Annotated in this window: 28 protein-coding genes; 11 read left to right on the top strand and 17 right to left on the bottom strand. The window is 65.3% G+C overall.

Annotation, left to right across the window (positions count from 1 at the left end; translation table 11 throughout):
• Genes gspL through AC07NV_RS11185 form a run of 4 tightly spaced genes read left to right on the top strand, consistent with a single transcriptional unit; the run spans nt 1 to nt 3,110 of the window.
• Nucleotides 1–1,146 carry a type II secretion system protein GspL gene (gene gspL / locus AC07NV_RS11200; protein ID WP_495166424.1) on the top strand — a complete coding sequence of 382 codons (1,146 nt, stop codon included), beginning with the start codon at nt 1–3 and terminating at the stop codon, nt 1,144–1,146.
• A complete protein-coding gene (locus AC07NV_RS11195) occupies nt 1,143–1,625 on the top strand; it encodes a type II secretion system protein M (protein ID WP_495166423.1) in 483 nt (160 codons plus the stop codon). Before gspL ends, AC07NV_RS11195 begins: the two co-directional genes overlap by 4 nt.
• Nucleotides 1,622–2,338 carry a type II secretion system protein N gene (gspN, locus tag AC07NV_RS11190; protein WP_495166422.1) on the top strand — a complete coding sequence of 239 codons (717 nt, stop codon included), beginning with the start codon at nt 1,622–1,624 and terminating at the stop codon, nt 2,336–2,338. Before AC07NV_RS11195 ends, gspN begins: the two co-directional genes overlap by 4 nt.
• A gap of 31 nt (nt 2,339–2,369) precedes the next feature.
• A complete protein-coding gene (locus AC07NV_RS11185) occupies nt 2,370–3,110 on the top strand; it encodes a prepilin peptidase (RefSeq protein WP_495166707.1) in 741 nt (246 codons plus the stop codon).
• On the opposite strand, the gene pal is transcribed toward AC07NV_RS11185, so the two are convergent.
• From pal to AC07NV_RS11130, 11 genes are all read right to left on the bottom strand, one after another.
• The gene (gene pal, locus AC07NV_RS11180; RefSeq protein ID WP_495166421.1) at nt 3,097–3,615 is read right to left on the bottom strand and encodes a peptidoglycan-associated lipoprotein Pal; all 519 of its coding nucleotides are present in this window, start codon (nt 3,613–3,615) and stop codon (nt 3,097–3,099) included. The genes AC07NV_RS11185 and pal overlap by 14 nt on opposite strands.
• A 101-nt stretch (nt 3,616–3,716) precedes the next feature.
• A complete protein-coding gene (gene tolB, locus AC07NV_RS11175; RefSeq protein ID WP_495166420.1) occupies nt 3,717–5,081 on the bottom strand; it encodes a Tol-Pal system beta propeller repeat protein TolB in 1,365 nt (454 codons plus the stop codon).
• 5 nt (nt 5,082–5,086) lie between these two features.
• Nucleotides 5,087–5,908 carry a cell envelope integrity protein TolA gene (tolA, locus tag AC07NV_RS11170; RefSeq protein ID WP_495166419.1) on the bottom strand — a complete coding sequence of 274 codons (822 nt, stop codon included), beginning with the start codon at nt 5,906–5,908 and terminating at the stop codon, nt 5,087–5,089.
• Nucleotides 5,909–5,917: 9 nt separating this feature from the next.
• Nucleotides 5,918–6,427, bottom strand: a complete 510-nt coding sequence (gene tolR, locus AC07NV_RS11165) for a protein TolR (protein ID WP_495166418.1) — start codon at nt 6,425–6,427, stop codon at nt 5,918–5,920.
• Nucleotides 6,427–7,125 (bottom strand): protein TolQ, encoded by a 699-nt coding sequence (gene tolQ, locus AC07NV_RS11160; protein ID WP_495166417.1) that lies wholly within the window; start codon nt 7,123–7,125, stop codon nt 6,427–6,429. Before tolQ ends, tolR begins: the two co-directional genes overlap by 1 nt.
• On the bottom strand, nt 7,119–7,583 hold the full coding sequence (locus AC07NV_RS11155; RefSeq protein WP_495166416.1) for a YbgC/FadM family acyl-CoA thioesterase: 465 nt from the start codon (nt 7,581–7,583) through the stop codon (nt 7,119–7,121). Before AC07NV_RS11155 ends, tolQ begins: the two co-directional genes overlap by 7 nt.
• A gap of 121 nt (nt 7,584–7,704) precedes the next feature.
• The gene (gene ruvB, locus AC07NV_RS11150) at nt 7,705–8,736 is read right to left on the bottom strand and encodes a Holliday junction branch migration DNA helicase RuvB (protein ID WP_495166415.1); all 1,032 of its coding nucleotides are present in this window, start codon (nt 8,734–8,736) and stop codon (nt 7,705–7,707) included.
• The gene (locus AC07NV_RS11145; RefSeq protein WP_495166414.1) at nt 8,729–9,139 is read right to left on the bottom strand and encodes a GFA family protein; all 411 of its coding nucleotides are present in this window, start codon (nt 9,137–9,139) and stop codon (nt 8,729–8,731) included. Before AC07NV_RS11145 ends, ruvB begins: the two co-directional genes overlap by 8 nt.
• Complete coding sequence (gene ruvA / locus AC07NV_RS11140) at nt 9,136–9,735, bottom strand: Holliday junction branch migration protein RuvA (RefSeq protein WP_495166413.1); 600 nt, start codon at nt 9,733–9,735, stop codon at nt 9,136–9,138. Before ruvA ends, AC07NV_RS11145 begins: the two co-directional genes overlap by 4 nt.
• A 221-nt stretch (nt 9,736–9,956) precedes the next feature.
• Nucleotides 9,957–10,430, bottom strand: coding sequence for a crossover junction endodeoxyribonuclease RuvC (ruvC, locus tag AC07NV_RS11135; RefSeq protein WP_495166706.1), 474 nt, complete (start codon nt 10,428–10,430; stop codon nt 9,957–9,959).
• 96 nt (nt 10,431–10,526) lie between these two features.
• Complete coding sequence (locus tag AC07NV_RS11130; RefSeq protein WP_495166412.1) at nt 10,527–11,273, bottom strand: YebC/PmpR family DNA-binding transcriptional regulator; 747 nt, start codon at nt 11,271–11,273, stop codon at nt 10,527–10,529.
• A 115-nt stretch (nt 11,274–11,388) separates the two neighbouring features.
• On the opposite strand from AC07NV_RS11130, the gene AC07NV_RS11125 reads away from it, so the two are divergent.
• Nucleotides 11,389–11,682, top strand: a complete 294-nt coding sequence (locus AC07NV_RS11125; protein ID WP_495166411.1) for a YciI family protein — start codon at nt 11,389–11,391, stop codon at nt 11,680–11,682.
• A gap of 21 nt (nt 11,683–11,703) precedes the next feature.
• Here AC07NV_RS11125 and AC07NV_RS11120 read toward each other — a convergent pair whose 3' ends face one another.
• From AC07NV_RS11120 to AC07NV_RS11110, 3 genes are all read right to left on the bottom strand, one after another.
• A complete protein-coding gene (locus tag AC07NV_RS11120; protein WP_495166410.1) occupies nt 11,704–12,021 on the bottom strand; it encodes a YbjQ family protein in 318 nt (105 codons plus the stop codon).
• 22 nt (nt 12,022–12,043) lie between these two features.
• Nucleotides 12,044–12,286 (bottom strand): DUF2312 domain-containing protein, encoded by a 243-nt coding sequence (locus AC07NV_RS11115; protein ID WP_037514655.1) that lies wholly within the window; start codon nt 12,284–12,286, stop codon nt 12,044–12,046.
• Between the two features lie 63 nt (nt 12,287–12,349).
• Nucleotides 12,350–12,670, bottom strand: coding sequence for a DUF1244 domain-containing protein (locus tag AC07NV_RS11110; RefSeq protein WP_495166409.1), 321 nt, complete (start codon nt 12,668–12,670; stop codon nt 12,350–12,352).
• Between the two features lie 108 nt (nt 12,671–12,778).
• Here AC07NV_RS11110 and pyk point away from each other — a divergent pair, with 108 nt between their 5' ends.
• The 6 genes from pyk (at nt 12,779) to AC07NV_RS11080 (ending at nt 21,601) form a co-directional block, all read left to right on the top strand.
• Nucleotides 12,779–14,233, top strand: a complete 1,455-nt coding sequence (gene pyk / locus AC07NV_RS11105; protein WP_495166408.1) for a pyruvate kinase — start codon at nt 12,779–12,781, stop codon at nt 14,231–14,233.
• 197 nt (nt 14,234–14,430) lie between these two features.
• Entirely contained in the window at nt 14,431–15,204 is a 774-nt protein-coding gene (locus AC07NV_RS11100; protein WP_495166407.1) for an arginyltransferase, read from the top strand.
• Between the two features lie 237 nt (nt 15,205–15,441).
• Entirely contained in the window at nt 15,442–17,877 is a 2,436-nt protein-coding gene (locus AC07NV_RS11095) for a cyclic nucleotide-binding domain-containing protein (protein ID WP_495166406.1), read from the top strand.
• Nucleotides 17,877–18,758 (top strand): hypothetical protein, encoded by an 882-nt coding sequence (locus AC07NV_RS11090; RefSeq protein ID WP_495166405.1) that lies wholly within the window; start codon nt 17,877–17,879, stop codon nt 18,756–18,758. Before AC07NV_RS11095 ends, AC07NV_RS11090 begins: the two co-directional genes overlap by 1 nt.
• A 16-nt stretch (nt 18,759–18,774) precedes the next feature.
• Nucleotides 18,775–20,709, top strand: a complete 1,935-nt coding sequence (locus AC07NV_RS11085) for a cytochrome c3 family protein (RefSeq protein WP_495166404.1) — start codon at nt 18,775–18,777, stop codon at nt 20,707–20,709.
• A gap of 43 nt (nt 20,710–20,752) precedes the next feature.
• Entirely contained in the window at nt 20,753–21,601 is an 849-nt protein-coding gene (locus AC07NV_RS11080; protein WP_495166403.1) for a metallophosphoesterase, read from the top strand.
• Between the two features lie 184 nt (nt 21,602–21,785).
• Here AC07NV_RS11080 and AC07NV_RS11075 read toward each other — a convergent pair whose 3' ends face one another.
• The 3 genes from AC07NV_RS11075 to cysS are packed head-to-tail and all read right to left on the bottom strand — an operon-like array spanning nt 21,786 to nt 24,578.
• Nucleotides 21,786–22,730 carry a D-2-hydroxyacid dehydrogenase gene (locus AC07NV_RS11075; RefSeq protein WP_495166402.1) on the bottom strand — a complete coding sequence of 315 codons (945 nt, stop codon included), beginning with the start codon at nt 22,728–22,730 and terminating at the stop codon, nt 21,786–21,788.
• Nucleotides 22,731–22,737: 7 nt separating this feature from the next.
• A complete protein-coding gene (locus AC07NV_RS11070) occupies nt 22,738–23,094 on the bottom strand; it encodes a hypothetical protein (RefSeq protein ID WP_495166401.1) in 357 nt (118 codons plus the stop codon).
• Nucleotides 23,095–23,132: 38 nt separating this feature from the next.
• Nucleotides 23,133–24,578 (bottom strand): cysteine--tRNA ligase, encoded by a 1,446-nt coding sequence (gene cysS, locus AC07NV_RS11065; protein WP_495166400.1) that lies wholly within the window; start codon nt 24,576–24,578, stop codon nt 23,133–23,135.
• Nucleotides 24,579–24,632: the final 54 nt, after the last annotated feature.

Genomic DNA, 24,632 nt, shown 5'->3' with positions numbered 1-24,632 from the left:
ATGTCGCGCACACTGGTTCTCTGGCTGCCCTCGGTGGCGGCGCTTGGCGAAGAGCCCGGTCCCGACGCGGCATGGCTGCGCGTCGATGACGGCGTGATTGTCGATTCGGGACAGGACGACGGCTGGGTCGATGCGTGGGAAAAACCCCGCGACGACGGCCCCGACGACCGCTTGGTCGCACTGGCGCCTGCCGCCGACGTGCCGCTGCGCTGGCTTCATTATCCCGACGCGGCCCCCGCGCAGGCCGCCGCTGCGGCGCGGATCGACACGCTCAAGGGCAGTCTGGGCGAGGCGGCTTTGCTTCACGTCGTTGCGGGGCAACCCGCGGAGGCAGGGCAGACGGTTCCGGTCGCGGTGACAACGCATGCCGCGATGACCGCGTGGACCGACTGGCTGAAGGCACGCGGCCTGACGCCCGCGGCAATTATCCCCGCCGCCGCCGCTGTGCCGCCGCCCGAACCCGATACGCTATGGACAGCCGAGGTTGGCGGCGAGCAGATCGTGCGCACCGCCGACCGCGCCTATGTGTCCGACCCCGAACTCGACCCGCTGATCGCGGGCGGCCACAATATCGCGCCGCTCGATGCCGAGCGAATGCGCGAGGCGCTGCTGCTGACGCTCGCCGCCCCGCCGCTCGACCTGCTCAGCGCGGGATGGAAGCCCAAACGCAGCTGGTCGGTCGATACGGCGATGCTGCGGCTGGCGAAGCGTCTGGCGATCGCACTCGTCGTGGTCAGCCTGCTCGTTCCGCTCGTCTATGCGGTGCGGCTGACATCCGACACGGGCCGCGCCGACGATGCGGTCGTCGCGATGGCGAAGAAGGCCGGGGTGGCGGCGAACGATGCCACGACAGCCGAAGCCGAAGTCGATCGCCGCCTTGCCGCGGCGGGCGGCGGTCCGCTCGCTTTCTCGGTTCCCGCGTCGGCGCTCTATGACGCGATGGGCGATGCGCCCGGCGTGTCGCTCAAGACGCTGTCGCATCGCACCGACGGGACGCTGACGACGACGCTCGCCGCGCCGCGCGTCGAAGACATCAACAAGGTGCTGCTCGCGCTGCAGGCACACGGCTATCGCATCACAGCGCAGCCGATGGCGGGCAGTGACGGCCAGCAAATGGCCAATATCACGATCCGGGCGGTACCATGACCGAGAGACTGCAAAACTGGTGGATCGCCCTGTCGCAGCGCGAACGCTGGCTCGTCGGTGTTGCCGGTGTGCTTGCGCTGGGCGTTGTCCTTTGGGGGCTCGGCCGTCCGGCCGTCGCTGCGTTCATCGATCTGGAAAGCCGGCATCGCGCCGCAATCGAGCGCGAAGGCCGGGTGGCTGCAAAGGTGCAATTGCTGGCCCAGCGCCCCGCCAAATCGGTCGTCGCGACAATCGATGCGGTCGCGATCGACCAGTATCTCGCCCAATCGGCGGGCGAAATCGGCCTGACGCTCGACCGCAATGAAGCGCGCGGCGCGGGACAGGCGACGATTGCGATCGCCACTGCACGCGCGCCGGTGCTCACCGACTGGCTCGCTTCGCTAGAGGGGCAGGGCTTCGTCGTCGACCAGCTGACGATCACCCCGGCGGCCGACGGCACCGTCGGGCTGACCGCCGAACTGCGGAAGGGCGGACAATGAGCGCGCGGCGGCGCTGGGGCATCGCGGCGCTGCTGCTCGCGCTGGTCCTGATCATCGCAACCTTCCCGATGCGACTTGCACTTGCATGGTCGGGCGCCACCGATGCGGGCATCACTGCGCGCGAAACGCGCGGCTCGGTCTGGTCGGGCGAACTGGTCGAAGCGCGGCTCGGCGCCTTGCCGCTCGGCACGGTGCGCGCCAGCCTGTCGCCGCTGGCGCTGCTGGGTGGCGGCGTCGAGCTGGCCTTTTCGCGCGCCGACGAACGGCTTGGCGCGCTGGGAGGCCGCCTACATGGCAGCAACCCGCGCGGTGTCTCCGATGTCAGCGGCACGACCTCGATGTCGGGCGGGCTCGGCCTGATCCCTGTCGATACCATCCGTTTCGAAGGCGCGACGGTGCGCTTCGACAGTGCAGGAAAATGCACCGCGGCCAGCGGGCGGGTCCAGCTTGCGGTGACCGCGCCGATTGCGGGCCTCGACTTGTCGCGCGGCCTTTCGGGTCCGCTGACTTGCGCAAAGGGACGTGCGCAGGCAGCGCTCGCCAGCCAGTCGGGCATGGAGCGGCTGACGTTGTCGTTCGACGGCAGCGGCGCGTATCGCGCCCGGTTCGCGATCAATGTCGACCGCGACCCGGCGATGGCGGCGACGCTTGCGACACTAGGCTTCAAGGCCGGTTCGGGCGGGTTTGTGCTGGCAACCACGGGCCGCTTCTGACGTGACGATCCTCGATGCCTTGCCCTTTGGCATGGGCGTCGCCTTTGCCGCGCTGACCGGGCTGGTCCTCGGCAGTTTTATCGCGACGCTGGTGCTGCGCTGGCCGGCGGGGCGTTCGGTGCGCGGACGCTCGCAATGCGATGGCTGCCAGCGGCCGCTGGGCGCGCTCGACCTCATTCCCTTGCTGTCGGCACTCTGGTCGCGCGGTCGCTGTCGGCGCTGCGGCGCGCGCATCGATCCGTTCCATAGCCGGGTCGAACTGGGCTCGGCATCGATCGGTATGATCACGCTTGCGTTGCTGCCCGGAACGGCGGGATGGCTATGGGCATTGTTCGGCTGGCTGCTGTTGCCATTGGCGTTGCTCGACGCGCGCCATTTCTGGCTGCCCGACCGGCTCAACCTGCTGCTCGGGGCGGCCGGCTTGCTGGTCGCCGGGCCCTTGCTGGACACATCGCTGGTCGACCGCTGGGTCGGCGCCGTTGTCTGCGGTCTGACACTCGCCGCGATTGCCGAATTCTATCGCCGGGTGCGATTGAAGGACGCGATGGGCGGCGGCGACCCGAAACTTGTCGCCGCCATCGGCGCATGGCTTGGCTGGCAGGCGCTGCCGCTGATGCTGCTGCTCGCGAGTCTGGGGGGCATCGTCTGGGCGCTTGCCGCGCAACGAAAAGGGGACCAGCCGCTCGGCGAGCGACGGGTCCCCTTCGGTCTGTTTGCCAGCGCCGCCGCTTTCGCGACGGTCCCGCTCTGGCCGCTTCTTAGCGCCCGATGACGACCGTCACCGCGCGGCGGTTCTTGGCATAGGCTTCCTCGGTCGAACCGAGTTCGGCCGGGCGTTCCTTGCCATAGCTGATGACGCTGATCCGCGACGGATCGACGCCGAGCGACGCGAGATAGTTTTTCGCGGCGTTGGCGCGGCGCTCGCCCAGCGCGATGTTATAGTCGCGCGTGCCGCGTTCGTCGGCATGGCCTTCGAGCGTGACGCGGACGGCGGGGTTGCGTTGCAGCCACTGCGATTGGGTCTGCAACGTCGCCTGATCCTGCGCGTCGACATTATATTGGTCATAGTCGAAGAAAACGCGGTCGCCCATGGCGCCAACGCTGGCGAGAAAGTCTTCCTGCGACCCGGGGACCACGCCGGTTCCGGTGCCGGTGCCCGTATCGGTGCCGGTGCCTTCGGGGGCGGGGGGAAGCGTGTCAGGGGCCTTTTTCGCGCAGGCGCCAACAGCAAGCATGGTGATCGCCGCGATCATCGCGGTGCTTTTGCGTATCGTCATGTCTCTGTCCTCTTGTTGTTGAAAATCATTCGTGCGGCCAAATTGGCCCGTTCAGGACGCGATAGTTGAACCCGACCGCGTCCCTTTGGTTCCGGTTTTCCTCAGGGAAGTACCGGGCCCCAGCTGGGGTCCGACCCGTCTTGGGGGGTCGGCAGACGGCGCATGTTCACGCCGGTCAGGTCGACTTGCCACAGGCTCGACTTGCCTTCGCGGCCCGGGGTGGTGCGAAAGAACTGGATGACGCGGCCGTTCGGCGACCAGGTCGGCGCCTCGTCCTGCCAGCTGTTCGTCAGCATCCGCGCGCCCCCGCCCGACGGCGTCATCACCCCGATGCGAAACTCGCCGCCGCCCATGCGGGTGAAAGCGATCAGATCGCCGCGCGGCGACCATTCGGGGGTCGCGGCGCGGCCGCCGCCGAAGCTGATCCGCTGCTGGTTCGATCCGTCGATGTTCATCGTATAGATTTGCTGACCGCCCGACCGGTCGCTTTCGAAAACGATCTTCTTGCCGTCGGGTGAAAAGCTGCCGCCGACGTCGATGCCCGGGGTGCTGGTCAGCCGCACCGGGGTGCCGCCATTGGCCGAGATGCGATAGATGTCGGTGTTGCCGTTCACGGCCATCGAATAGAGGATTTGCGTTCCGTCGGGCGACCAGCGCGGCGCAAAGGTCGCGTTGCTGCTTTCGGTCACCAGCTTCTGCGATCCGTTCGCGACGTCATAGATGAAGACGCGGACGCGGTTGTTCAAATAGCTGACGTATACGATCTTTTTATAATCGGGCGAGAATCGCGGGCTGAGCGCGAGCGCCTGGCCGTTGGTGATGAAGCGATGGTTGCCGCCGTCGCTGTCCATGATCGCAAGCCGCTTGATGCGGTTTCCCTTGGGGCCGCTTTCGGCGATATAGGCAACACGGCTGTCGAAGAAGGGCGCTTCGCCCGACAGGCGCGAATAGATGGCATCGGCGCATTTGTGCGCGGCGCGGCGCCAGTCGCCGGGCTGGATCTCGAAACCCTGACGCACCAGCTCGCTGCCGAGCTGCGTGTCATACAGATAACAGCCGACGACGAGGCCGCCGGTGCCGCTGGCACGGACGAAACCGTGCACGACATTTTCGGCATCGCGCCCCTGCCAGTCGGCAAAGCTCGGCGCGGTGACCTCGGCCATCGTGATCGCGCGAAGGCCAGCGGGACCGACGGGGTCGTAGAGCCCGCTGCGTTCGAGATCGGCGGCGATGACTTCGGCGATCTGGCGGCCGAGCGTGTCGGTGCGGAGCCCGGCGACGGTCTGTGCCGACGGTGTGGCGAAGGACGGGATCGCGATCACGGTTCGATCCTGCGAGAGCGTGCCCTCGATCGTCTCGCGCGGTTCGGTCTGCGTGACCGCGGGGGGCGTCGGGTTCGTTTGCGCGGCGACCGGTGCCGCGGTGAGCAGCAGGGCGAGCGAAAGGCTGATCGGACGGAGGAGCATTTCTCTTACCTCTTGATGAAATCGAGCGTGTAATTCTGCCAGAAGCTGTAATTTTCCTCGGGCAGATCGAAGGGGGCGGCGAGTTCCACCGCACGTTTGGCGCATTCCTGGTGCCGCTGGACCTGGAATTTGTTGCTGTCGTTTTCACCCGTCGTATCGACGCTAGTGAAACCGGCGAGCGCGCCCGACTGGGTCAGGCGGAATTTCACGACGGTCTTCAACTGGTCGACGTCGACACCCGAAATGCGGCAACCGTTCCAGCGTGGACCCACCTTTGCCTTGATGCTGACGTCGATCGAGCGCCGGACTTCGGCGGCGGTTGCGGCAGCCGGGGCGCCTTTGCTCGCGGGCGCCTTGGGCTGCGACCTCGAAAGCCCCTCGGCAATGCCGTCGAGGCGCCCGGTCGGACGGGTAGGGCGATCCTTTGCGGGCGGGGCTTTCGGCGCAGCTTTCGGCTGCGCCTTTTGTGCGGCGGGCGGCTGCTTTGGCACAACCTGTTTCGGGCGTGCGACCTGCTTGGGCGTCGGAGCGGGCGTCGGCCGCACGACGGGTTCGGGGAGCGGCGGCGCGGGCACCGGTTCGGGCGCGGCGATGTCGACGGCGTCTTCTTCACCCAGCCGCGCGGCCGGAGGCGTCTCGCTGATCACCGGCGCGGTCGATTGCACCGCGGTTTCGGCGATCAGATCGACTTCCATCGGGGGATTGTCGAAGCGGCGGTCGCCCGCGGTCCACTGCACCGAAAGCAGGCCGATGATCAGGACATGCGCCGCCACCGCGATGGCAAAGCCGCGTCCTTCCTTCCCCCTCACTGCCCGTGTTTCGCCCATCGTCTTAACCTAGGGCCGCGTTTCTGAACCGTCGGTGACCGCGGCCGGTGCGCTGTCGGCGGCGCCTTCCGAACCGGTGGTCACCAGCGAAATGCGGGTCAGGCCGGCGCGGTTGAGCTCACCCATGACGCGCATCACGCGGCCATAGTCGAGCCCCTTGTCGGCGCGCAGCATGATCTGGCGCGATTTTTCGCCGTCCTTATTTTCGCGCGCGATCGCGTCGAGACGCGCGGGAAGCTCGGCCTCGGGGACCACATCTTCGCCGATATAGAGCGTGTCGTCGGCGTTGATCGACAGCTGGACGGGCTCGCGTTCTTCCGTCTCGACCGGTTTCGCGCGGCTTTCGGGCAGGTCGATCGGCACCGCGGACGCGAGCAAAGGCGCGGTGATCATGAAGATGATCAGCAGCACGAGCATCACGTCGACGAGCGGGGTGACGTTGATTTCGGCGATCGGCGCGCGGCGACTGCCGCGCCCGCGGCGTCCGCCGATGCCGCCGGAAGGGCCGCTCATCGCCATCAGGCTTCGACCTCGAGTTCGCGGCTGAAGGTTGCGTGCAACCCGTCGGCGAAGCGGCCGAGCCGCGATTCAAGCCGGTTCAACCGCTGCGAAAAGGCGTTGTAGGCGATGACCGCGGGAATCGCGGCGAACAGGCCGATCGCCGTCGCGAACAGCGCTTCGGCGATGCCCGGCGCGACGACGGCGAGGCTACTGTTATTCTCCGCCGCGATTGCGGTGAAACTGCGCATGATGCCCCATACGGTGCCGAACAAGCCGACGAAGGGGGCGACCGAGCCGATGGTCGCCAGCGTGCCGATCTTTTCGGCGAGACGGTCGACTTCGCCGGCAACCGCGCTGTTCATCGCAATGCCGAGGCGTTCGCGCGTCCCGTCGCGGTCGACATTCTTGGTCTTGGTCGACCGGCGCCATTCGCTGATCCCCGCGCCCAGCACCTTCGCGCTCGGCAGTTCTTCGCTGCCATTTTTGTCGAAGAATTTGTCGATATTGTCGGCGCGCCAGAAATCGCGTTCGAAGCGTTCCGACGCGCTCATCAGCTTGGCTACGCTGCGCCCGTGGGTGAAAATCACCGCCCAGACATAGATGGACGCGAGCAGGAGGCCGATCATCACCGCCTTCACGATGATATCGGCCTGGATGAACAGCGCGACCGGGGACAGCGTTGCCGCGTCGGCGGCCAGCTTGATATTGTCTAGCAAGGGAAAGTCTCTCCATTCATGATGGCGGTAAATCGGTCGGCCCAGCCCGCGGGCTGGCGGCGTGGCCGGCCCTCGGGCGACAGGAATGCGGCGGTAACACGCCCGTCGGTTAACGTGCCATGACCGCGAAGGATGCGCTGCGCGATAATCACGCTCGCGCCGCGCACCGCCTCGACCGTGCTGACGACGAGCAGATCGTCGTCGAGCTTCGCCGGGCTACGGTATTTTATGGTCAGGTCGGTGACGGCCCACGCGCCTTCGCCGCCCTCCATCGCCGCGCGCTGGTCGATGCCCGCGATCCGCAGCATGTCCGACCGCGCGCGCTCCATATAGCGCAGGTAATTGGCGTGATAGACGATGCCCGAAAGGTCGGTGTCCTCGAAATAGACGCGCGCCCGATAATGATGCTCAGCCCCGACGAAAGCGCCGGGGATGAAGGGAGGCGGGGTATTTACCATGGTCTTGATCGATAGCCGCCCTTCGACTCGTCGCAAACCCCTAACCAACGGTTCGTCGCAGGGACGGGCCGATTGGTGGCAGAAACATGCGGATGTTGGCGAAAGTGCCGCGTAGCCTGTGTCAGGACTCGGAGTCGAACAGGCTGTCCTGGACACCCGTTGGCGGCAATAAACCCAAATGTTTCCAAGAGCTTGCGTTTAGCATCCGGCCGCGCGCGGTGCGTGCGATCAGGCCGATCTGGAGCAGATAAGGTTCGATAACATCCTCGATCGTGTCGCGCGGCTCTGAAAGTCCCGCTGCAAGGGTTTCGACGCCGACCGGACCACCGCGATAAATGTCAGCGATCATAAGGAGATAGCGCCGATCCATCGCGTCGAGCCCAAGCGCGTCAACTTCGAGCCGGTTGAGCGCGGCATCGGCCGATTTCGCATCGACGATCGCATGCCCCGCAACGGTCGCGAAATCGCGCACGCGGCGCAGCAGCCGCCCCGCGATGCGCGGCGTCCCGCGCGAGCGCTTGGCGATCTCCAGCGCGCCGTCGGACGCGATCGGCAGCGCGAGCAGCCGCGCGGCGCGGGTGATGACCTGTTCGAGTTCGCCATGGGTGTAGAAATGGAGCCGCACCGGGATGCCGAAGCGGTCGCGCAGCGGCGTCGTGAGCAGGCCCTGCCGCGTCGTCGCGCCGACGAGGGTGAATTTGGGCAGGTCGATCCGCACCGAGCGCGCCGACGGCCCTTCGCCGATCATGATGTCGAGCGCGCGGTCCTCCATCGCCGGATAGAGGATTTCCTCGACCGCGGGCGACAGCCGGTGGATCTCGTCGATGAATAGCACGTCGCCGTCCTCGAGATTGGTGAGCAGCGCGGCGAGGTCGCCTGCCTTGGCGATCACGGGACCCGAGGTCGAGCGGAAGCCGACGCCAAGCTCGCGCGCGACGATCTGCGCCAGCGTCGTCTTGCCGAGCCCCGGCGGGCCATAGAAGAGCACATGGTCGAGCGCATCGGAGCGAGACTTCGCGGCCTCGATGAAAATCCGCAGATTTTCGCGCGCCGCCGCCTGTCCGACGAATTCGGCGAGCGTCTTCGGGCGCAGCGCAGCGTCGGCATCCTCGGGGGTGCGGATGGGGGTGGTGAGGGCGGCGGGTTCAGTCATAATGCTCTATTGCATCGCCGCTGATCGAAACCCAAGGCTCTTGCCGTCCCTCATAGACCGAATAGCCGGGAACGAAGCCGTGGCCGGGTTCGAAATTGCCGAGCGGCACGGCAAAAGCGTCATGATAGGGGCGCGCCCTGTACCAGACGCCCGAACCGCAGGTGCCGCAGAAGAAGAAGTCGGCGGTGTTGCCGCTGTCGCCGGTATATTGCCACATCTTCGCGTTCGCTTCGCCTTCGATCCGGACCTGTTCGGTGGGGAAACGCACCTGCGCGGCAAAGGCGCTGCCGCTCCGCGCCTTGCACTCGCGGCAATGGCAGACCGACACGCGGATCGGTTCGCCGGTGCAGGCGATGCGGATCTGGCCGCAGCGGCAGGCGGCGTTGCGGATGCGGTCGGTCACTTCGCGGCCTTTTTGAGCGCGACACGCACCAGCGCATCAAGGCTCGCATCCGCGCCCAATTCCTCGCTTGCTGCCGCAACCGCGCCGCTCGCTTCGCCGGGCTTGAAGCCGAGGCCGGTGAGGGCGGTGATGGCGTCGGCGAGCGGGCCGGGGGTGGCCGAGAGAATAGGCCCGCTTCCCGCTATGCCGCCGAGTGCCCCGGCCTTGTCCCTCAACTCATGCGTGATGCGCTGCGCCAGTTTCGGTCCGACGCCATTGGCGCGCGCGATCATCGCGCTGTCGCCGCTGGCGAGGGCGCGTTGCAGGTCGCCGATCTCGAGCGCCGAGAGGATCGCGAGCGCGACCTTGGCGCCGACGCCCTGGACGCTGTTGAGCAGGCGGTACCAGTCGCGTTCCTCGGCCTTTGCAAAGCCGAGCAGGCGCAGGAAATCCTCGCCGACGAGCATTTCGGTGTGGATGGTGACGTCGCCGCCGACCGGCCCCAAGGCGTCGAGCGTGCGCGCCGACGCCTCGACCAGATAACCGACGCCGCCGACGTCGATTATCGCATGGCCTGCGCCGCTGCTGTCCAACCGTCCGGTGAGTTTCGCGATCATGATCCGTGCCTAACGCGGTGGGAATGAAAAGGGAACAAATTTCCCTTTGTCGCCCGGCAATGCCTCGTCACCCTGAACTTGTTTCAGGGTCCATGGCCTGCCCTCGAATAAGGCGTCGCGTTCAAGGAGAGGCCGGGCCATGGATGCTGAAATAAGTTCAGCATGACGAAGAGGGGGGTGCTCGCAAGCTCTTCGCGCCTTCGCGCCTTTGCGCGAAATTCCTAGAAACGCGGCCGATGGTTCGCGTGGCAGATCGCGACCGCCAGCGCATCGGCGGCGTCGGTGCCGGTCACCTTCGCACCGGGCAGCAGCACGCGCAGCATCGCCTGCACCTGTTCCTTCGCCGCGCCGCCGGTCCCGACGATCGCTTTCTTGACGAGCCGCGGCGCATATTCGCCGACCGTCAGCCCGGCGCGCGCGCAGCCGAGCAGCACGACGCCGCGCGCATGCGCGAGTTTGAGTGTCGATTGCGGATTGTCGTTGACGAAGATTTCCTCGACCGCCGCGCACTGCGGCGCGTGATCGGCGATCACCGCCGCAAGTACCGTGTCGAGATGCGCGAGCCGGTCGGGCAGGGGCGCCTTCGCGTCGGTCTTCACCTGCCCGTTGGCGACATGGCTGATCCGGCTGCCCTCGACCCGGATGATGCCCCAGCCGGTGCAGCTGAGCGAAGGGTCGAGGCCGAGGATGATCATCAAATTCCGTTCGTGTCGAGCGAAGTCGAGGCACCTCGAAGGCAGGCACGACCGATGGGCATCTCGACTTCGCTCGATGCGAACGGGTTTTGGTTTTTAACCAAGCTTTTCCATCACCGCGTCGGGGATTTCGTAATTGCCCCACACGGTCTGGACGTCGTCGTCGTCGTCGAGCGTGTCGATCAGCTTGAACAAGGTCTGCGCGGTCGCTTCGTCGGCGACTTCGCTCTTCAGCGTCGGGCGCCAGGCGAGCTTGACGCCTTCGGCCTCGCCCAGCTTGGCTTCGAGCGCTTTTGCGACTTCGTGCAGGCTGTCGACGCTGGTCCAGATGTCATGGCCGTCCTCGGACGATTCGACGTCGTTGGCGCCGGCGTCGAGCGCGGCCTCGAAGATCGTGTCGGCGTCGCCCGCCTTCGCGGCATAGCTGATCATGCCCAGCCGGTCGAAACCGTGGCTGACGCTGCCGCTCGTGCCGAGGTTGCCGCCGTTCTTCGCAAAGGCAGTGCGGACGTTGGTTGCGGTGCGGTTGCGGTTGTCGGTCAGCGCCTCGACGATCAGCGAGACGCCGCCGGGACCATAGCCCTCGTAGCGGATTTCTTCGTAATTATCGCCTTCGCCGCCCGCGGCCTTGTCGATCGAGCGCTGGATATTGTCCTTGGGCACCGACTGCGCCTTGGCAGCGTTGATCGCTGCGCGCAGGCGGGCATTGGCGTCGGGATCGGGCAGGCCCATTTTCGCCGCGACGGTGATTTCGCGCGACAGCTTGGAAAACAGCGAGCTGCGCTTTTTATCCTGCGCACCCTTGCGGTGCATGATGTTCTTGAATTTACTATGGCCGGCCACGGCTGGCTCCTTTGACGAATAGCGGACAAGATTTATCGCGGCTCCTAGCTCGGCGTGCGGATGGTGGCAACCATGGCGCAGATGCGGCATGGTCTCCAAAATCGGGAGGCGAGCGATGGGCGATTATATCATGTTGATGCACGGCGATACGGTGGAACAGGAAAGTGACTCCGCGTGGCAGGCCTATATCGGCCAGCTGCAAGCCAGCGGGGCGTTCGGCGGCGGGAGCGTGATCGGAGAAGGGTTATGCGTCCGCAAAAACGGCGATCCGGCGCCGCCGTCCGATCGTCTGACCGGCTATATCCGCGTTCAGGCCGCATCGGTGGACGCAGCGCGCCGTCTGGTGCCCGGGAACCCGACCTTTGAATGCGGCGGTACGGTCGAAATTCGCACGCTGCCTGCCGATTAGCGTCGGGCGCGACCGCAAAGGTCAGATAACGACGGCGGTGCCCGACGCGCTGACCATCAGCATCGAACCATTCTGGCCGAGCACTTCATAGTCGAGGTCGACGCCGACCACGGCGTTGCCGCCAAGGCGCGTCGCTTCGGCTTCCATTTCGGTGATCGCTTCCTTGCGCGCGCGGGCGAGGACGTCCTCATATTTGCCCGAGCGGCCACCGACGATGTCGGTGATGCTGGCGAACAGGTCGCGGAACAGGTTGGCGCCGACGATCACTTCGCCGGTGACGATGCCCAGATATTCGCGGACCGGACGGCCCTCGACAGTATTGGTGGTGGTGCTGAACATCGTCACACTCTCCTTGCTGCTTTTAGTCGATTCCCAACGCCGATTTATAGACGTCCAGAATCGCTTCCATTTCCTTGCGATCGTGGACCGGCAATTTACGCAGGCGGACGATCTGGCGCATGATTTTCGGATCGTAGCCCTGCGACTTCGACTCGTTATAAGTGTCGCGGATATCGTCGGCGATGCCCTTTTTCTCTTCTTCCAGACGCTCGATACGCTCGATGAAAAGGCGCAGTTGTTCGTCGGATACGGTGGCTTCGCTCATTTTGGGCTCCGGTAATAGGGATGATGTGGCGCGAGAATCGCGCTTGGCGCGTCCCTAATCGCCTCAAGGATTTTTGGCCATGCTTTCTTCCATCCGGGCGAGCTGTTCGGGCGTCGCGGCGGTATGATGGAGCGCTTTCCATTCGGCGGTGGGCATGCCGTGGACGATCGCGCGTCCGGCCTCCCTGTCCATGCCGCCCGCCTCGGCGATCCAGTCGCCCAGGCAGTTTCGGCAGAAGCCAGCCAGCCCCATCAGGTCGATGTTCGCGGCGTCGCTGCGGTGTTGGAGCAGCCGGACCAGGCGGCGAAAGGCCGCGGCCGCGGCCGCATCGTCGAGCGCATCCAGCGCGTCGTTCGGGGCGGGCTGGTCGTCGCTGCAGGACATGGCGGATTTCCTTCTGATGATGGCATGAATAGCTATACGCGGCTTGCCTTGGCCGGGGCAACGCGCCTACGCAAGCAGCCCCAGCTTTTTCATCCGTCCGGAGCATTTGTGGTCCAGAATTTCACTCCCCGCCAGCGCAAGGTGCGCATCCTGGCGACCCTTGGCCCCGCAAGCGCCACCCCCGAGATGATCGCCGAACTGCACCGCGCCGGCGCCGACGCCTTTCGCGTCAACATGAGCCATGGCGACCATGCCGGTCACGCCAAGGTGATCGCCGCGATCCGTGCGCTCGAAAAGGAAACCGGCCGCCCGACGACGATCCTCGTCGACCTGCAGGGCCCCAAGCTGCGCGTCGGCACCTTCAAGGATGGACCGGCCGAACTGGTGAAGGGCAAGCCCTTCATCCTCGACACCGATAAAACACCGGGCGACGCGACGCGCGTCCATCTGCCGCACCCCGAGTTGTTCGCGGCGCTGGAAGCCGGCACGCGGTTGCTGGTCGATGACGGCAAGCTGGTGCTGCGCGTGCAGCGTGTCGCGCCCGGCAAGATCGAGACCGTGGTCGAGGTCGGCGGCAAGATTTCGGACCGCAAGGGTGTGAATGTCCCCGACGTCGTCGTCCCGCTCGCGGCGCTGACCGAAAAGGACCGCAAGGACCTGACTTTCGCGCTGGAGCAGCATGTCGACTGGATCGCGCTGTCGTTCGTGCAGCGGCCCGAGGATGTCGCCGAGGCGCGCACGCTGATCGGCGGCAAGGCGGCTTTGCTGGTCAAGTTCGAAAAGCCGTCGGGGGTGCAGCGGATCGAGGAAATCCTCGAACTCGCCGACGCCGCGATGGTCGCGCGCGGCGACCTGGGTGTCGAACTGCCGCCCGAAGCGGTGCCGCCGCTGCAGAAGCGGATTGTCGCGACCGCGCGCCGCATGGGCAAGCCGGTGGTCGTGGCGACGCAGATGCTCGAATCGATGATCACCTCGCCCTCGCCGACGCGCGCCGAAGTGTCCGATGTCGCGACCGCGATCTACGACGGTGCCGATGCGATCATGCTGTCGGCCGAAACCGCGGCGGGCGCCTTTCCGGTCGAGGCCGTGACGATGATGGACAGCATCGCGCGTTCGGTCGAAAGCGACCCCGATTATTTCCGCCGGCTGCATTTCACCGAGACGCAGCCCGACGCAACGACCGCCGACGCGCTCGCCGAAGCGGCGGGCAGTATCATCTCGACGATTGCCGCCGATGCGATCATCTGTTTTACCTTTTCGGGATCGACAGCGCGGCGCGTTGCGCGCGAGCGTCCCAACGCGCCGCTGCTCGTGCTGACGCCCAAAAAAGAGGCGGCGCGGCGGATGGGGCTGCTGTGGGGGGCTCACGCAGTGCCGACCAAGGATATCGGAAGCTTCGAAGAGATGATTGCCAAGGGCAAGCGCATGGCGCTGCGCCATGGCATCTGCAAGGCGGGTGCAAAGCTCGTGATGATGGCGGGTGTTCCGTTCGGCACCCCCGGGTCGACCAACGTGCTGCACGTGGCGACGCTGACCGGCGATGAACTGCGCGGTTACAGCTAGGATTCGGTCCTAATCGATTCAAATCGGCACAACAGTTACCGGGTGATTCAGAAAATTTTCGGGTTGATTCAGAACGGGACGTGCAAAAATGGTAAATGCACTTTGCACCATTGACGCCGCGCGGCATAGTTGGTGGATGTAGCGCGTCGGACCCGCGTTGGGGGGATCCGCACCGCAAGTCCGGAGGTCTTTTCCGCGTGTCCGCACCGTTCCGTTTTCCGCGTTTTTTCGTCACCAGCCCAGCGCCTTGCCCCTATCTTGCGGGCAAGACCGAGCGAAAGGTATTCACCGAGCTTGGCGGCAATACCGCGAACGAGCTCAACGACGCGCTCGGACGCATCGGCTTCCGGCGCAGCCAGTCGGTCGCCTATCGGCCGAGCTGCGCCGACTGCTCGGCATGCGTATCGGTGCGCGTCTGCGCAGCCGAATTTGCACCGAGCAGTTCGCAGAAGCGCAATATGCGCCGCAATGGCGATCTCGTCGCCACCGCCTGCAAGCCCTGGGCGACCGAGGAACAATATGTGCTGCTGCGCTCCTATCTGGGCTCGCGCCATCCCAACGGCGGCATGGCCGACATGGACGAACAGGATTTCGCCGACATGGTCGAACAGACCCCGGTCGACAGCTATATGATCGAATATCGCGAGCCTGCGGCGGATGGCGGCAAGGGGCGCCTCGTCGGTTGTTGCCTGACCGACCGGCAAGGTGACGGCCTGTCGATGATCTACAGTTTCTTCGACGCGGCGCATCCGGTGCGTGAGGGCCTTGGCACCTATATCATCGCCGACCATATCCAGCGTGCTGCGCGGGCATCATTGGCCTATGTCTATCTCGGTTACTGGATCGAGGGGTCGGCGCGCATGGCGTACAAGGCGCGTTTCCGTCCGCTCGAACGGCTCGGGCCCGATGGCTGGTCGCGGTTCGAACCCGACGCGTCCGACCGCATCGCCGCGATGTTCGAACTCGCCTGAATCTTGCCGGCGCATCGCTGTTGCGAACGTCTCGCAACGGCCGAATTCTCGCCGCCACTGGTTGACCTTTCCTCGCTTTCAAGGGCATAGCTCTGCGTCCAGGACATAAGTCCGGGTCGCATCCGTTATGAATTCGCCGGGGGGCTGGCGAGAGGGGGAAAGGATGCCCGTGCGCGCGTTCGTCAGCATCATGGCCAGTGATCGGGATAGCGGGTTTCGCCGCCGGTCGGCACGCGCATGAGCGAGCCGGTCAAGGTCGCGATCATCGGTTCGGGGCCCGCGGGGCTCAGCGCCGCATCGCGCGCCGCGCAGCTCGGGCTCAGCCATATCCTGCTCGAAAAGACCGACCATCTGTCGGATACCATCTTTAAATATCAAAAGGGCAAGCGCGTGCTCGCGACCCCCGAGCGGCTCGACCTGCGCTCCGACTGCCGCTTCGCCGAGGGTGCGCGCGAATATATCCTCGGCAACTGGGACGAGGATGCGGCGAACAACAAGGTGAATGTGGCCTATCACGCCGAGGTTGCCGAAGTGACCGGCGCGAAGGGCGCGTTTGCGATCAAGACCGCGAAGGGCGACATCTACACGGCGGAAAATATTGTGCTGGCGATCGGCACGCAGGGCAATCCGAACCGGATGCGCTGCGAGGGCGCCGACCTGCCGCACATCATCTATCAGGTCGACGATCCCGAGGATTTCAAGGACAAGCATATCACCGTCGTCGGATCGGGCGACGCGGGGATCGAAAATGCGCTCGGCGTCGCCGAAGAGGCGCTCGAGAACACCGTCACCATCCTCAACCGCTCGAAGGATTTCGCGCGCGCCAAGGCGAAGAATGTCGCCGACATGACCGAGGCGGGCGAGAATGGCTTCATGTCGATCCGCACCGAGACCCAGCCGAAGCTGGTCGAACCCGGCTGGCTGACGCTGGAAACCCCGACCGGCGAGGAAAAGATCGAATGCGACGTCATCGTCGCGCGCCTGGGATCGGTCGCGCCGCGCGGCTTTGTCGAATCGATGGGGATCGAGTTTACCGGTCCCGACCGCGAAGCCTTTCCGAAGCTGTCGCCGACCTTCGAGACGACGGTGCCCGGCCTCTATGTCATCGGCGCGCTCGCGGGTTATCCGCTGATCAAGCATTGCATGAACCAGGGCTATGACGTCGTCGAGTTCCTGAATGGCAACAAGGCGCTGACCCCCGCCGACGAAAAGGATCTGGCGGCGATCTTCGAAAAGCTGCCGCAGCAGAAATCGGTCAGCGAGTGGCTCGACTTCCTGCGGACCCGCATTCGCATCTTCGCCGATGTCTCGCCGCTGCAGATGCGCGAGTTCATGCTCGATTCGAAGGTCGCCTTTTATTCCAAAGGCGACATCGTGTTCGAAAAGGGCGATCCGGGGTCGTCGCTGTTCGCGATCGCCGACGGCCATGCGGTGGTCGAGGTCGGCCCCGACATCAATGTGCCGATCGAACAGGGATCGATTTTTGGCGAAGTCGGCCTGATTTCGGGCCGCAAGCGCGGCGCGACGATCCGAGCGGGCGAGGATGGCATTTTCGTCGAAGTGTCGCGCACTGCGGCGCTCAAGCTGATGGCGGCGGTGCCGGGCGCGAAGCGCGTGATCAACCGCATCTCGCTCGAACGCCAACTCCTCCAGATTTTCAAAGGCGGACTGACGGTCGAGGATCTCGAGCCGATCGTCGAGGATCCGGCAATCGAACGCGTTCCCGCGGGCAAGGTCGTGCTTGCCGAGGGAGACGAGGGCGACGATGTTTATGTCATCCGGTCGGGATCGATGGTCGTCGAGAAGGATATCGGCGGCAAACCGATCTTCCTCCGCTACCTGCCCGCGGGCAGCTTCTTCGGCGAAATGGCGGTGCTCAGCGGCGCGCCGCGCAATGCCACCGTCAAGGCTGCGGTCGCGAGCGAAGTGATCCGGCTGAAGGGCGATGCGTTCAAGGCGATGCTCGCCAAGCGGCCGCAGGTGCGCGAAGCGACCGAGGCCGCGGTCGCCGAACGCGCAGCGATGAACAGCTTCATCGAATCGCGCAAGGCGAGCTATTCGAGCGCGGTCGATCTCTATTCGGACACCGCCAGCTTCATCATGAAGGAAGGGCTGGGCGAGGCGACCGACGCGCTGCTGATCGACGAGAATCTGTGCGTCGGCTGCGACAATTGCGAGAAAGCGTGCGCCGACAGCCATGAGGGCCTGTCGCGGCTCGACCGCGAGGCGGGCAAGACCTTTGCGCATCTGCATGTGCCGACAAGCTGCCGCCACTGCGAGCATCCGCACTGCATGGCCGACTGCCCGCCGAACGTCATCCACCGCGGCCCCGACGGCGAAGTGTTCATGGAGCCGGGCTGCATCGGGTGCGGCAATTGCATGCGCAACTGCCCCTATGGTGTGATCCGCATGGAAGCCGCGCCGCCCGAGAAGCCGAGCCTGCTGCGCTGGCTGCTCACCGGCTTTGGTCCCGGTCCCGGCGAGCCTTCGCCCAAATGGACCAAGAAGCAATTGGGCGACGAGAAACCCAAGAAGATCGCGGTCAAATGCGACATGTGCAAAGGCATTTCGGGCGGTCCCGCCTGCGTGCGGGCGTGCCCGACGGGCGCCGCGATCCGCGTTTCGCCCGAAGAGTTCCTGTCGATCGCCCGGCTCGAAGAGGACGCCGGCTGATGGCAAGCCTGTTTCAGCGCCGCCGGTCGAAGGCGACCCAGACCGAACGTGTCCGCGAGCGCAAGCATGAGGGCTTCCTGCGCTACGCCGGTTTTCGCTGGGCGAAGATTTCGGGCGGGCTCTGCCTGTTGATCATCGTGTCCTATGCGCTGGTCGACGTCACGCCGCGGCATAATGGCGGCAGCTGGTACGGCTATACGCTCGGCACGATCGGCGCGGGGCTGATCCTTTGGCTCACGGCGCTCGGCTATCGCAAGCGCAAGATGACGAACGACGCCTGGTCGTTGAAGGCGTGGACCTCGGCGCACGTCTATCTCGGGCTCAGCCTGATCGTTATCGGTACCTGGCATACGGGATTCCAGCTCGGGTGGAACGTCCACACGCTGGCGTGGGCGTTGATGATGCTGGTGATCCTGTCGGGGCTCTATGGCGTGATCGTCTATGCGACGCTGCCTGCGGCGCTGTCGAACAACCGCGATGAAATGACGCAGATGCAGATGCTCGAGGCGATCCGTGCCTTCGATCGCCAACTGCACAGCGCGGCGCAGCCGCTGACGCCCGCGGACACGGCGCCGGTGCTCGCGGCGCTCGACGAAGATCCGTTTGCGGGGGGTATCGGTGCGCGACTGTCGGGGCGCTACCCGAATTGCGCGACCGCCGCCGCGCTGCGCACACTGTCGGCCTCGAACGGCAGCGACCCGCAAGCGCGCGAGAAGGTCGCCGGGCTGCTGAAGCAGAAAGAGGCGGCGCTGACCCGCCTGCGCCGGCATCTGCGCATCCGGGCGTTGCTCGAAATCTGGCTCTATGTGCATGTGCCGCTGACCTTTGCGCTGATCGCGGCGCTGTCGGCGCACATCATCAGCGTCTTCTTCTACTGGTAAGGCGGGGAGGGGGACCATGAGCTTCATTCTGCGCCGCATCTCGACGACGAAGACGGGCAAGCAGATCATTCGCGATCAGGCGTTGCCGGGCGACATCATCACGCTCGGCCGCGAAGGCAGCAATGTCATCCACGTCGCCGATCTGGCGGTGAACCCGCATCATGCGACGATCAGCAGCACCGACGGGCGTCACGTCCGCGTTGCGGCAAATGAAGGGCTGGGCTTCGACCTCAACGGCCGCAGCGAAACGCTTGCCGACATCGACAGCGGCGCGGGCGGCGAACTGCGTTTCGGCGGCCACCGGCTGACGATCGCGCGCGAGGACGAGAATATCATTCTGCTCGTCGAGCGCATCGACGAGCTGTCGCAATCGTCGAAGGACGTCGACGAGGCCAAGGCGTTTTCGCTGCAAAGCGTGATGCCGGGCAAGCGCATGGGCGCATGGGTGTTCGGCGTGCTGATGCTGCTCGCCTTCCTGATCGGGCCGATCTGGGCGTGGTACAGCTACAAGAATGTCGACGAGCGCCCCGATGGCTATCACGCCGATAGCGCCTGGCTGTCGGGCCCGCTGTCGAGCGCGCACGCCAGTTTGAAGAATGATTGCCAGTCGTGCCACGTCGAGCCCTTCGTCGCGGTGACCGACAAGGCGTGCGTCGGTTGCCACACCGGCGAGCACAAGACGATGAGCATGGCGCACGCCAACGCCCCGGCCGCGATGCTGCTCGCGGCGCGCCATCCGCCGGGGGTGGGCGAACGGGTCCTCGATGGTTTTGCCAAGACCTTCAACAAGCCGCAGGGACGCTGCGTCGAGTGCCATACCGAGCATGAAGGGTCGGGGCCGATGCCCGCGACGCCGCAGAAATTCTGCGCCGATTGCCATAACGGCATGTCGGGGCGGCTCAAGACCGCGGGGCACCCGACGACGCTCGCCGATGCCGCCGATTTCGGCACCAGCCATCCCGAGTTCCGCCCGCTCGTGCGCCTGACGCCGGGGGCAAAGCCGGTGCGCGCCGCGGCGGGCAAGGGGACGGTCGATTACAACGGCCTGAAATTCCCGCACGATATGCATTTGCAGGCTACCGGCGGGGTTGCGCGCATGGCGGCAAGTTTCCGCGGGCGCTATGATTTTGGGAAAAAGCTCGAGTGCCAGAATTGCCACCGCGTCGAAGCGGACGGCGTGCGCGTCAAGCCGGTCGAGATGGAGCGCGATTGCGCAATGTGCCACAGCCTCGCCTTCGAAACCGTCGGCGGGGTGACACGGACCCTGCGCCACGGCGAGCCCGATCAGGTCGTCGCCGACCTCACCGCCTATTACCGCTCGACCCCGCCGAGCCGCCCGCTCCAACTTGGCGGCATGGAACGGCGGCGGCCGGGCGCCTATGCCGAGGGGCAGGTCTACAACATCTATTTCCGCGAAGTCGCCACACGGCCGAACCGGGCCGAGGACGCGGTCCGCGCGGTCTTTTCAAAGGGCGGCGCCTGTTATGACTGCCACACGGTTTTCGCGCCGCAAGCGGGCAACGGCTGGCGTGTGATGCCGGTGGGCCAGACCGCGCGCTATCTGCAAAAGGGCTGGTTCGACCATGACGCGCACCGCGAGACCGATTGCGCCGATTGCCACACCGCGGCGCCGGCGTCGAAACAGTCGGCGGACCTGCTCGTGCCGGGCCTTCGCCAATGCCGCGACTGCCATGTCGGCGAGACCGGGGCGCGGGTGGTGAAGGTCGAAACCGCGACCGAATCGCCGTGCGCGATGTGCCACGAATATCATTCGGACGGCGGCAAGCCGTGGATGCCGCCGCGCCAAAGGAAGAAAAATGTGGCCGCAATCACAAATAAACCTCTACGCAGTACATCTGGTGTGAGCATGATCACAGGAACCGGGGGGCGGGGCCTTTACGACGTGACGTGGCGCACACCTTCCTTGCACGCGGCAAGGCAGGGCGGGTAGGTTTTGGACGGCCGGGGCGAACCGGCCGGAGCAGGGGACGGATATGCTGATCGCACAGATCACAGATATCCATATCGGGTTCGATCCGGACAATCCGGCCGAATATAATCGCAAGCGCCTCGACGAGGTGCTCGACCTGTTGATCGAAGGGCCGAACCGCCCCGATCTGCTGCTCGCCACCGGCGACATCTCCGATCGCGGCGACGAAGACAGTTATCGTCGCCTCGCAACCGCCTTCTCGCGCTGCCCCTTTCCGGTGTGGCCGAGTGTCGGCAACCATGATCTGCGCGACAATTTCCATGCCCGGTTTCCGGGCTTCGACGACGGCAACGGTTTCGTCCAATATACGATCGAACTTCCCGAACTGCGGCTGGTGACGATCGATACGCTGGAAGAAGGGCGCCATGGCGGCGCATTTTGTGCACAGCGCGCGGCGTGGCTCGATGCCGAACTGGCAAAGGATAGCGCCAAGCCGACCTATATCGTCATGCATCACCCGCCAATCGAAAGCGGGATCGAGTGGATGAACACCGACCCCGACGAACCTTGGGTTGCGACCTTTACCGACATTGTGCGCCGTCACCCGCAGGTTCGCGGGCTGATCTGTGGTCATCTTCACCGCTCGGTCACCGTGGCGTGGGAAGGGCGCACCGTGGCGATCTGTTCGTCGACCGCACCGCAGGTCGCGCTCGACCTCCGCCCCATCGACGAGAACAAGCCCGACGACCGGCCGATGATTGTCGCCGAAGACCCCGCCTATGCGCTCCACCGCTGGAACGGCCGCGAGCTCGTCAGCTTTTACGACCATGCCGGTGCGCACACGATGCTCGCCAAATATGACGAACGGCTGCAGCCGCTGGTGCGCGAATTGAAAGCCGAACGGCCGGGCTGAGACAGGGTTGCGGTGACGCATTCTCGTCAACCGCCATTTCCTTCTCGTCACCCTGAACTTGTTTCAGGGTCCACGGTCTGCCGGTTCCCTCTATGCAGTGCTGGAGGCGACATTCGGGCCATGGATGCTGAAACAAGTTCAGCATGACGAATTTGAGAAGCGCGCGGTTTCTCTAGGCGGTTCTTCAATAACCCAGCGTCAGGTCCACCCGTGGCTCGACCGCCTCGCCCTTTTTCCAGCGGCCGAGATTTTCGAGGAAGCGCTGCGCCGAGCGGACGAACATCTTGTCCTGCGCGCGGCCCGACAGGTGCATGGTGATATGCGCATTGTCGAGGCTCCACAGCGGATCGTCCGCGGGCAGCGGTTCGGGCGTCGTAACGTCGAGGAAGGCCGACGCGATCTGCCGGCCGTTCAGCGCCGCGACGAGCGCATCCTGATCGACGACGCTGCCGCGCGCGATGTTGATGAGGGTCGCTGTCGGCTTCATCGCGGCGAGTTCGCTCGCACCGATCATAGCGTCGGTTTCGGGGGTGGCGGGGACCGCGAGGATCACCCAGTCGAACTCGCCCAGCCGGTCGCGCCATTGGTCCGGGGTCAGCTTATTGGGGCCGGACGAGCGGCGCACGACGGTGACATCGACCGCAAAGGCCTTCAGCCGCTCCTCGATCAGCTTGCCGATCGCGCCATAGCCCAGGAGCAGTGCTTTCGATCCGAACAGTTCGACCTTGCCCGGCGAATCCATCAGCCATTCGCGGCGTTCCTGCGCGCGGACGACCTCGCGATACCCCTTGGCGACGGTGAGCATGCCCATCACGACATATTCGGCGATCGTGATCGCATTGATCCCGGCGCCGTTGGTGACCAGCGTGCCGCGCTCGTGGAGCAGGGTCAGCGGCATCCCGTCGACTCCCGCGTAAATCGAGTTGAGCCATTTGAGCCCGGTCGCGGCGGTGATGATCGCGGCCATGTCCTTCTTGTCGTACATGTCGAACCAGCCGATTTCGGCGTGCGGCGCCAGCTCGAGCGCCTCGTCCTTCGACTGGAAGAAGCGCGGTTCGACCCAGTCGGGCAGGCGGTTCTCGACGAGCGGGCGGATCAGGCCCGACAGGACGGTGACGGTCTTGGTCATAGTTTTCCTACTGCTGAAATGCGTGCCAGCCCGCCCATGCGAGCGGAACAAGACCGATCAGGTCGACGATGGCGATGGTGCCCAGTGAAGCCGGGCGGCCGTATGCGACGTAAAGGACAAGGAAACTCAGCATGCTGATGGCGGCGACCAGCGTTGCCACTTTGCGTCCGCCGGGATCGAACGCGGCCCAGACGCAGGCGACGAGCACCGCGAAGAAGAGCGCGGCGCGGTGGTGCATCAACAGGAAGACCGGGCTGTCCGGCGCAACGCCATAGAGCCGCGTGATCAGCGCCGGCCGGAACAGCGCCAGCGCCGGGATCAGATGGACAAGACCGACAAGGAGCCAGCAGATCAGTTGCGACATGCAACGAAGCTAGCAGCCCGCGGAGCCGGTACAAGCCTCTAATTGGCGTCGAGCCGCCAGTCCCAGCCGAGGGGGTCGCCATCCATCACTTCGACCCCGGCGGCGATGAGCCCGTCGCGCAGCGCGTCGGAGGCGGAAAAGTCCTTCGCCGCGCGCGCTTCCTTGCGGCGCGCGAGCGTGGCTTCGATGTCCTCTTCACCGATCGTTGCGGCTTTCGGACGCACGCGCAGATCGATGCGGTCGATTGTCAGGAGGTCGAGACCGAGCACCGTGTCCATCGCGGCAATCGTTCCGCGCTTCTGGCCCGCGTCGATCTTTTTCATCGCCGCCGCTTCTTCGAGCAGCGTCAGCGCAACCGCGGTGTTGAGGTCGTCCGATACGGCGGCGTCGAATTTCGCCAGCAGATCGACGAGACGGCGATCGGTCACCTCGGCCGCCTCCGCGTTGCGGACCGGCGCTGCGGCCATCACGAGCCGCTTCAACCGCGTCAGCGCAGCGCCAAGGCCTTCCCACGAAAACTCCAGCTCGCTGCGATAATGCGCCTGCAGGCACATCAGGCGATAGGCGAGGGGGTGGTAGCCCTTGTCGATCAGCAGTTGGACGCGCAGGAATTCGCCGCTCGATTTCGACATTTTGCCGCTGCGTTCGACGAGGAAATTATTGTGCATCCACATCCGCGCGCCGCTGTCGGTCGAGCAGCTGTGCGCCTGATTTTGAGCGATTTCGTTCGGGTGGTGGATCTCGCGATGGTCGATGCCGCCGGTGTGGATGTCGAACGGAAAGCCGAGCAGCGCCTCCGACATCACCGAGCATTCGAGGTGCCAGCCGGGCGCGCCGCGGCCCCAAGGCGAATCCCATTCCATCTGGCGCGTCTCGCCCGCGGGCGTCTTGCGCCAGATCGCGAAGTCGGCGGGATGGCGCTTGCCGTCGACGGGGTCGATCCGGCTTTCGCCCTCGTCGGTGCCATGGCGTGCCAAGCGCCCATAGTCGGCGACGCTCGTCGTGTCGAAATAGAGGCCGCCGTCGAGTTCGTAGCAATGCTTGTCGGCGATCGCCTTGGCGAATTCGATCATCGCCGGAACATAGTCGGTCGCGATCGACCAGTGCGCGGGCTGGCGGATACCCAGCGCCTTCACATCGGCCCAATAGGCTTCGGTATAGTGGCGCGCGATGTCCCAGATCGACTGGGCGCGTTCGGCGGCGGCCTTTTCCAGCTTGTCCTCGCCCGCATCGGCGTCGTCGGTCAGGTGGCCGACGTCGGTGATGTTGATGACGTGGGTGAGCTTGTAGCCCTTGTACGACAGCGTCCGGCCAAGTGTGTCGGCGAAGACATAGGCGCGCATGTTGCCGATGTGCGGATAGTTATAGACCGTCGGACCACAGCTATAGACGCGCGCCTCGCCGGGGTGGACGGGCTCGAAGATTTCGAGGCTGCGCGTCAGGCTGTTGAACAGCTTGAGCGGGGTGGCAGGGGCGTCGGTCATGCCTCCGCCCATGCCCCGCGCCGAGGCGCCCCGTCAACCGAAAGGCGAGAGCGG

This window comes from Sphingopyxis sp. GW821-FHT10B01 (genome assembly GCF_059415685.1).
The sequence above is the reverse complement of the archived record's forward strand: the minus strand, read 5'-3'. Positions and strand labels throughout refer to the sequence as shown.

Excerpts from the sequence above, each read along its gene's own strand:
- gspL (WP_495166424.1), top strand. The coding sequence starts at position 1 with ATGTCGCGCACACTGGTTCTCTGGCTGCCCTCGGTGGCGGCGCTTGGC.
- AC07NV_RS11195 (WP_495166423.1), top strand. The coding sequence starts at position 1,143 with ATGACCGAGAGACTGCAAAACTGGTGGATCGCCCTGTCGCAGCGCGAA.
- gspN (WP_495166422.1), top strand. The coding sequence starts at position 1,622 with ATGAGCGCGCGGCGGCGCTGGGGCATCGCGGCGCTGCTGCTCGCGCTG.
- AC07NV_RS11185 (WP_495166707.1), top strand. The coding sequence starts at position 2,370 with ATGGGCGTCGCCTTTGCCGCGCTGACCGGGCTGGTCCTCGGCAGTTTT.
- pal (WP_495166421.1), bottom strand. The coding sequence starts at position 3,615 with ATGACGATACGCAAAAGCACCGCGATGATCGCGGCGATCACCATGCTT.
- tolB (WP_495166420.1), bottom strand. The coding sequence starts at position 5,081 with ATGCTCCTCCGTCCGATCAGCCTTTCGCTCGCCCTGCTGCTCACCGCG.
- tolA (WP_495166419.1), bottom strand. The coding sequence starts at position 5,908 with ATGGGCGAAACACGGGCAGTGAGGGGGAAGGAAGGACGCGGCTTTGCC.
- tolR (WP_495166418.1), bottom strand. The coding sequence starts at position 6,427 with ATGGCGATGAGCGGCCCTTCCGGCGGCATCGGCGGACGCCGCGGGCGC.
- AC07NV_RS11155 (WP_495166416.1), bottom strand. The coding sequence starts at position 7,583 with ATGGTAAATACCCCGCCTCCCTTCATCCCCGGCGCTTTCGTCGGGGCT.
- ruvB (WP_495166415.1), bottom strand. The coding sequence starts at position 8,736 with ATGACTGAACCCGCCGCCCTCACCACCCCCATCCGCACCCCCGAGGAT.
- ruvA (WP_495166413.1), bottom strand. The coding sequence starts at position 9,735 with ATGATCGCGAAACTCACCGGACGGTTGGACAGCAGCGGCGCAGGCCAT.
- ruvC (WP_495166706.1), bottom strand. The coding sequence starts at position 10,430 with ATGATCATCCTCGGCCTCGACCCTTCGCTCAGCTGCACCGGCTGGGGC.
- AC07NV_RS11125 (WP_495166411.1), top strand. The coding sequence starts at position 11,389 with ATGGGCGATTATATCATGTTGATGCACGGCGATACGGTGGAACAGGAA.
- AC07NV_RS11120 (WP_495166410.1), bottom strand. The coding sequence starts at position 12,021 with ATGTTCAGCACCACCACCAATACTGTCGAGGGCCGTCCGGTCCGCGAA.
- AC07NV_RS11115 (WP_037514655.1), bottom strand. The coding sequence starts at position 12,286 with ATGAGCGAAGCCACCGTATCCGACGAACAACTGCGCCTTTTCATCGAG.
- AC07NV_RS11110 (WP_495166409.1), bottom strand. The coding sequence starts at position 12,670 with ATGTCCTGCAGCGACGACCAGCCCGCCCCGAACGACGCGCTGGATGCG.
- AC07NV_RS11095 (WP_495166406.1), top strand. The coding sequence starts at position 15,442 with ATGAGCGAGCCGGTCAAGGTCGCGATCATCGGTTCGGGGCCCGCGGGG.
- AC07NV_RS11090 (WP_495166405.1), top strand. The coding sequence starts at position 17,877 with ATGGCAAGCCTGTTTCAGCGCCGCCGGTCGAAGGCGACCCAGACCGAA.
- AC07NV_RS11085 (WP_495166404.1), top strand. The coding sequence starts at position 18,775 with ATGAGCTTCATTCTGCGCCGCATCTCGACGACGAAGACGGGCAAGCAG.
- AC07NV_RS11080 (WP_495166403.1), top strand. The coding sequence starts at position 20,753 with ATGCTGATCGCACAGATCACAGATATCCATATCGGGTTCGATCCGGAC.
- AC07NV_RS11075 (WP_495166402.1), bottom strand. The coding sequence starts at position 22,730 with ATGACCAAGACCGTCACCGTCCTGTCGGGCCTGATCCGCCCGCTCGTC.
- AC07NV_RS11070 (WP_495166401.1), bottom strand. The coding sequence starts at position 23,094 with ATGTCGCAACTGATCTGCTGGCTCCTTGTCGGTCTTGTCCATCTGATC.
- cysS (WP_495166400.1), bottom strand. The coding sequence starts at position 24,578 with ATGACCGACGCCCCTGCCACCCCGCTCAAGCTGTTCAACAGCCTGACG.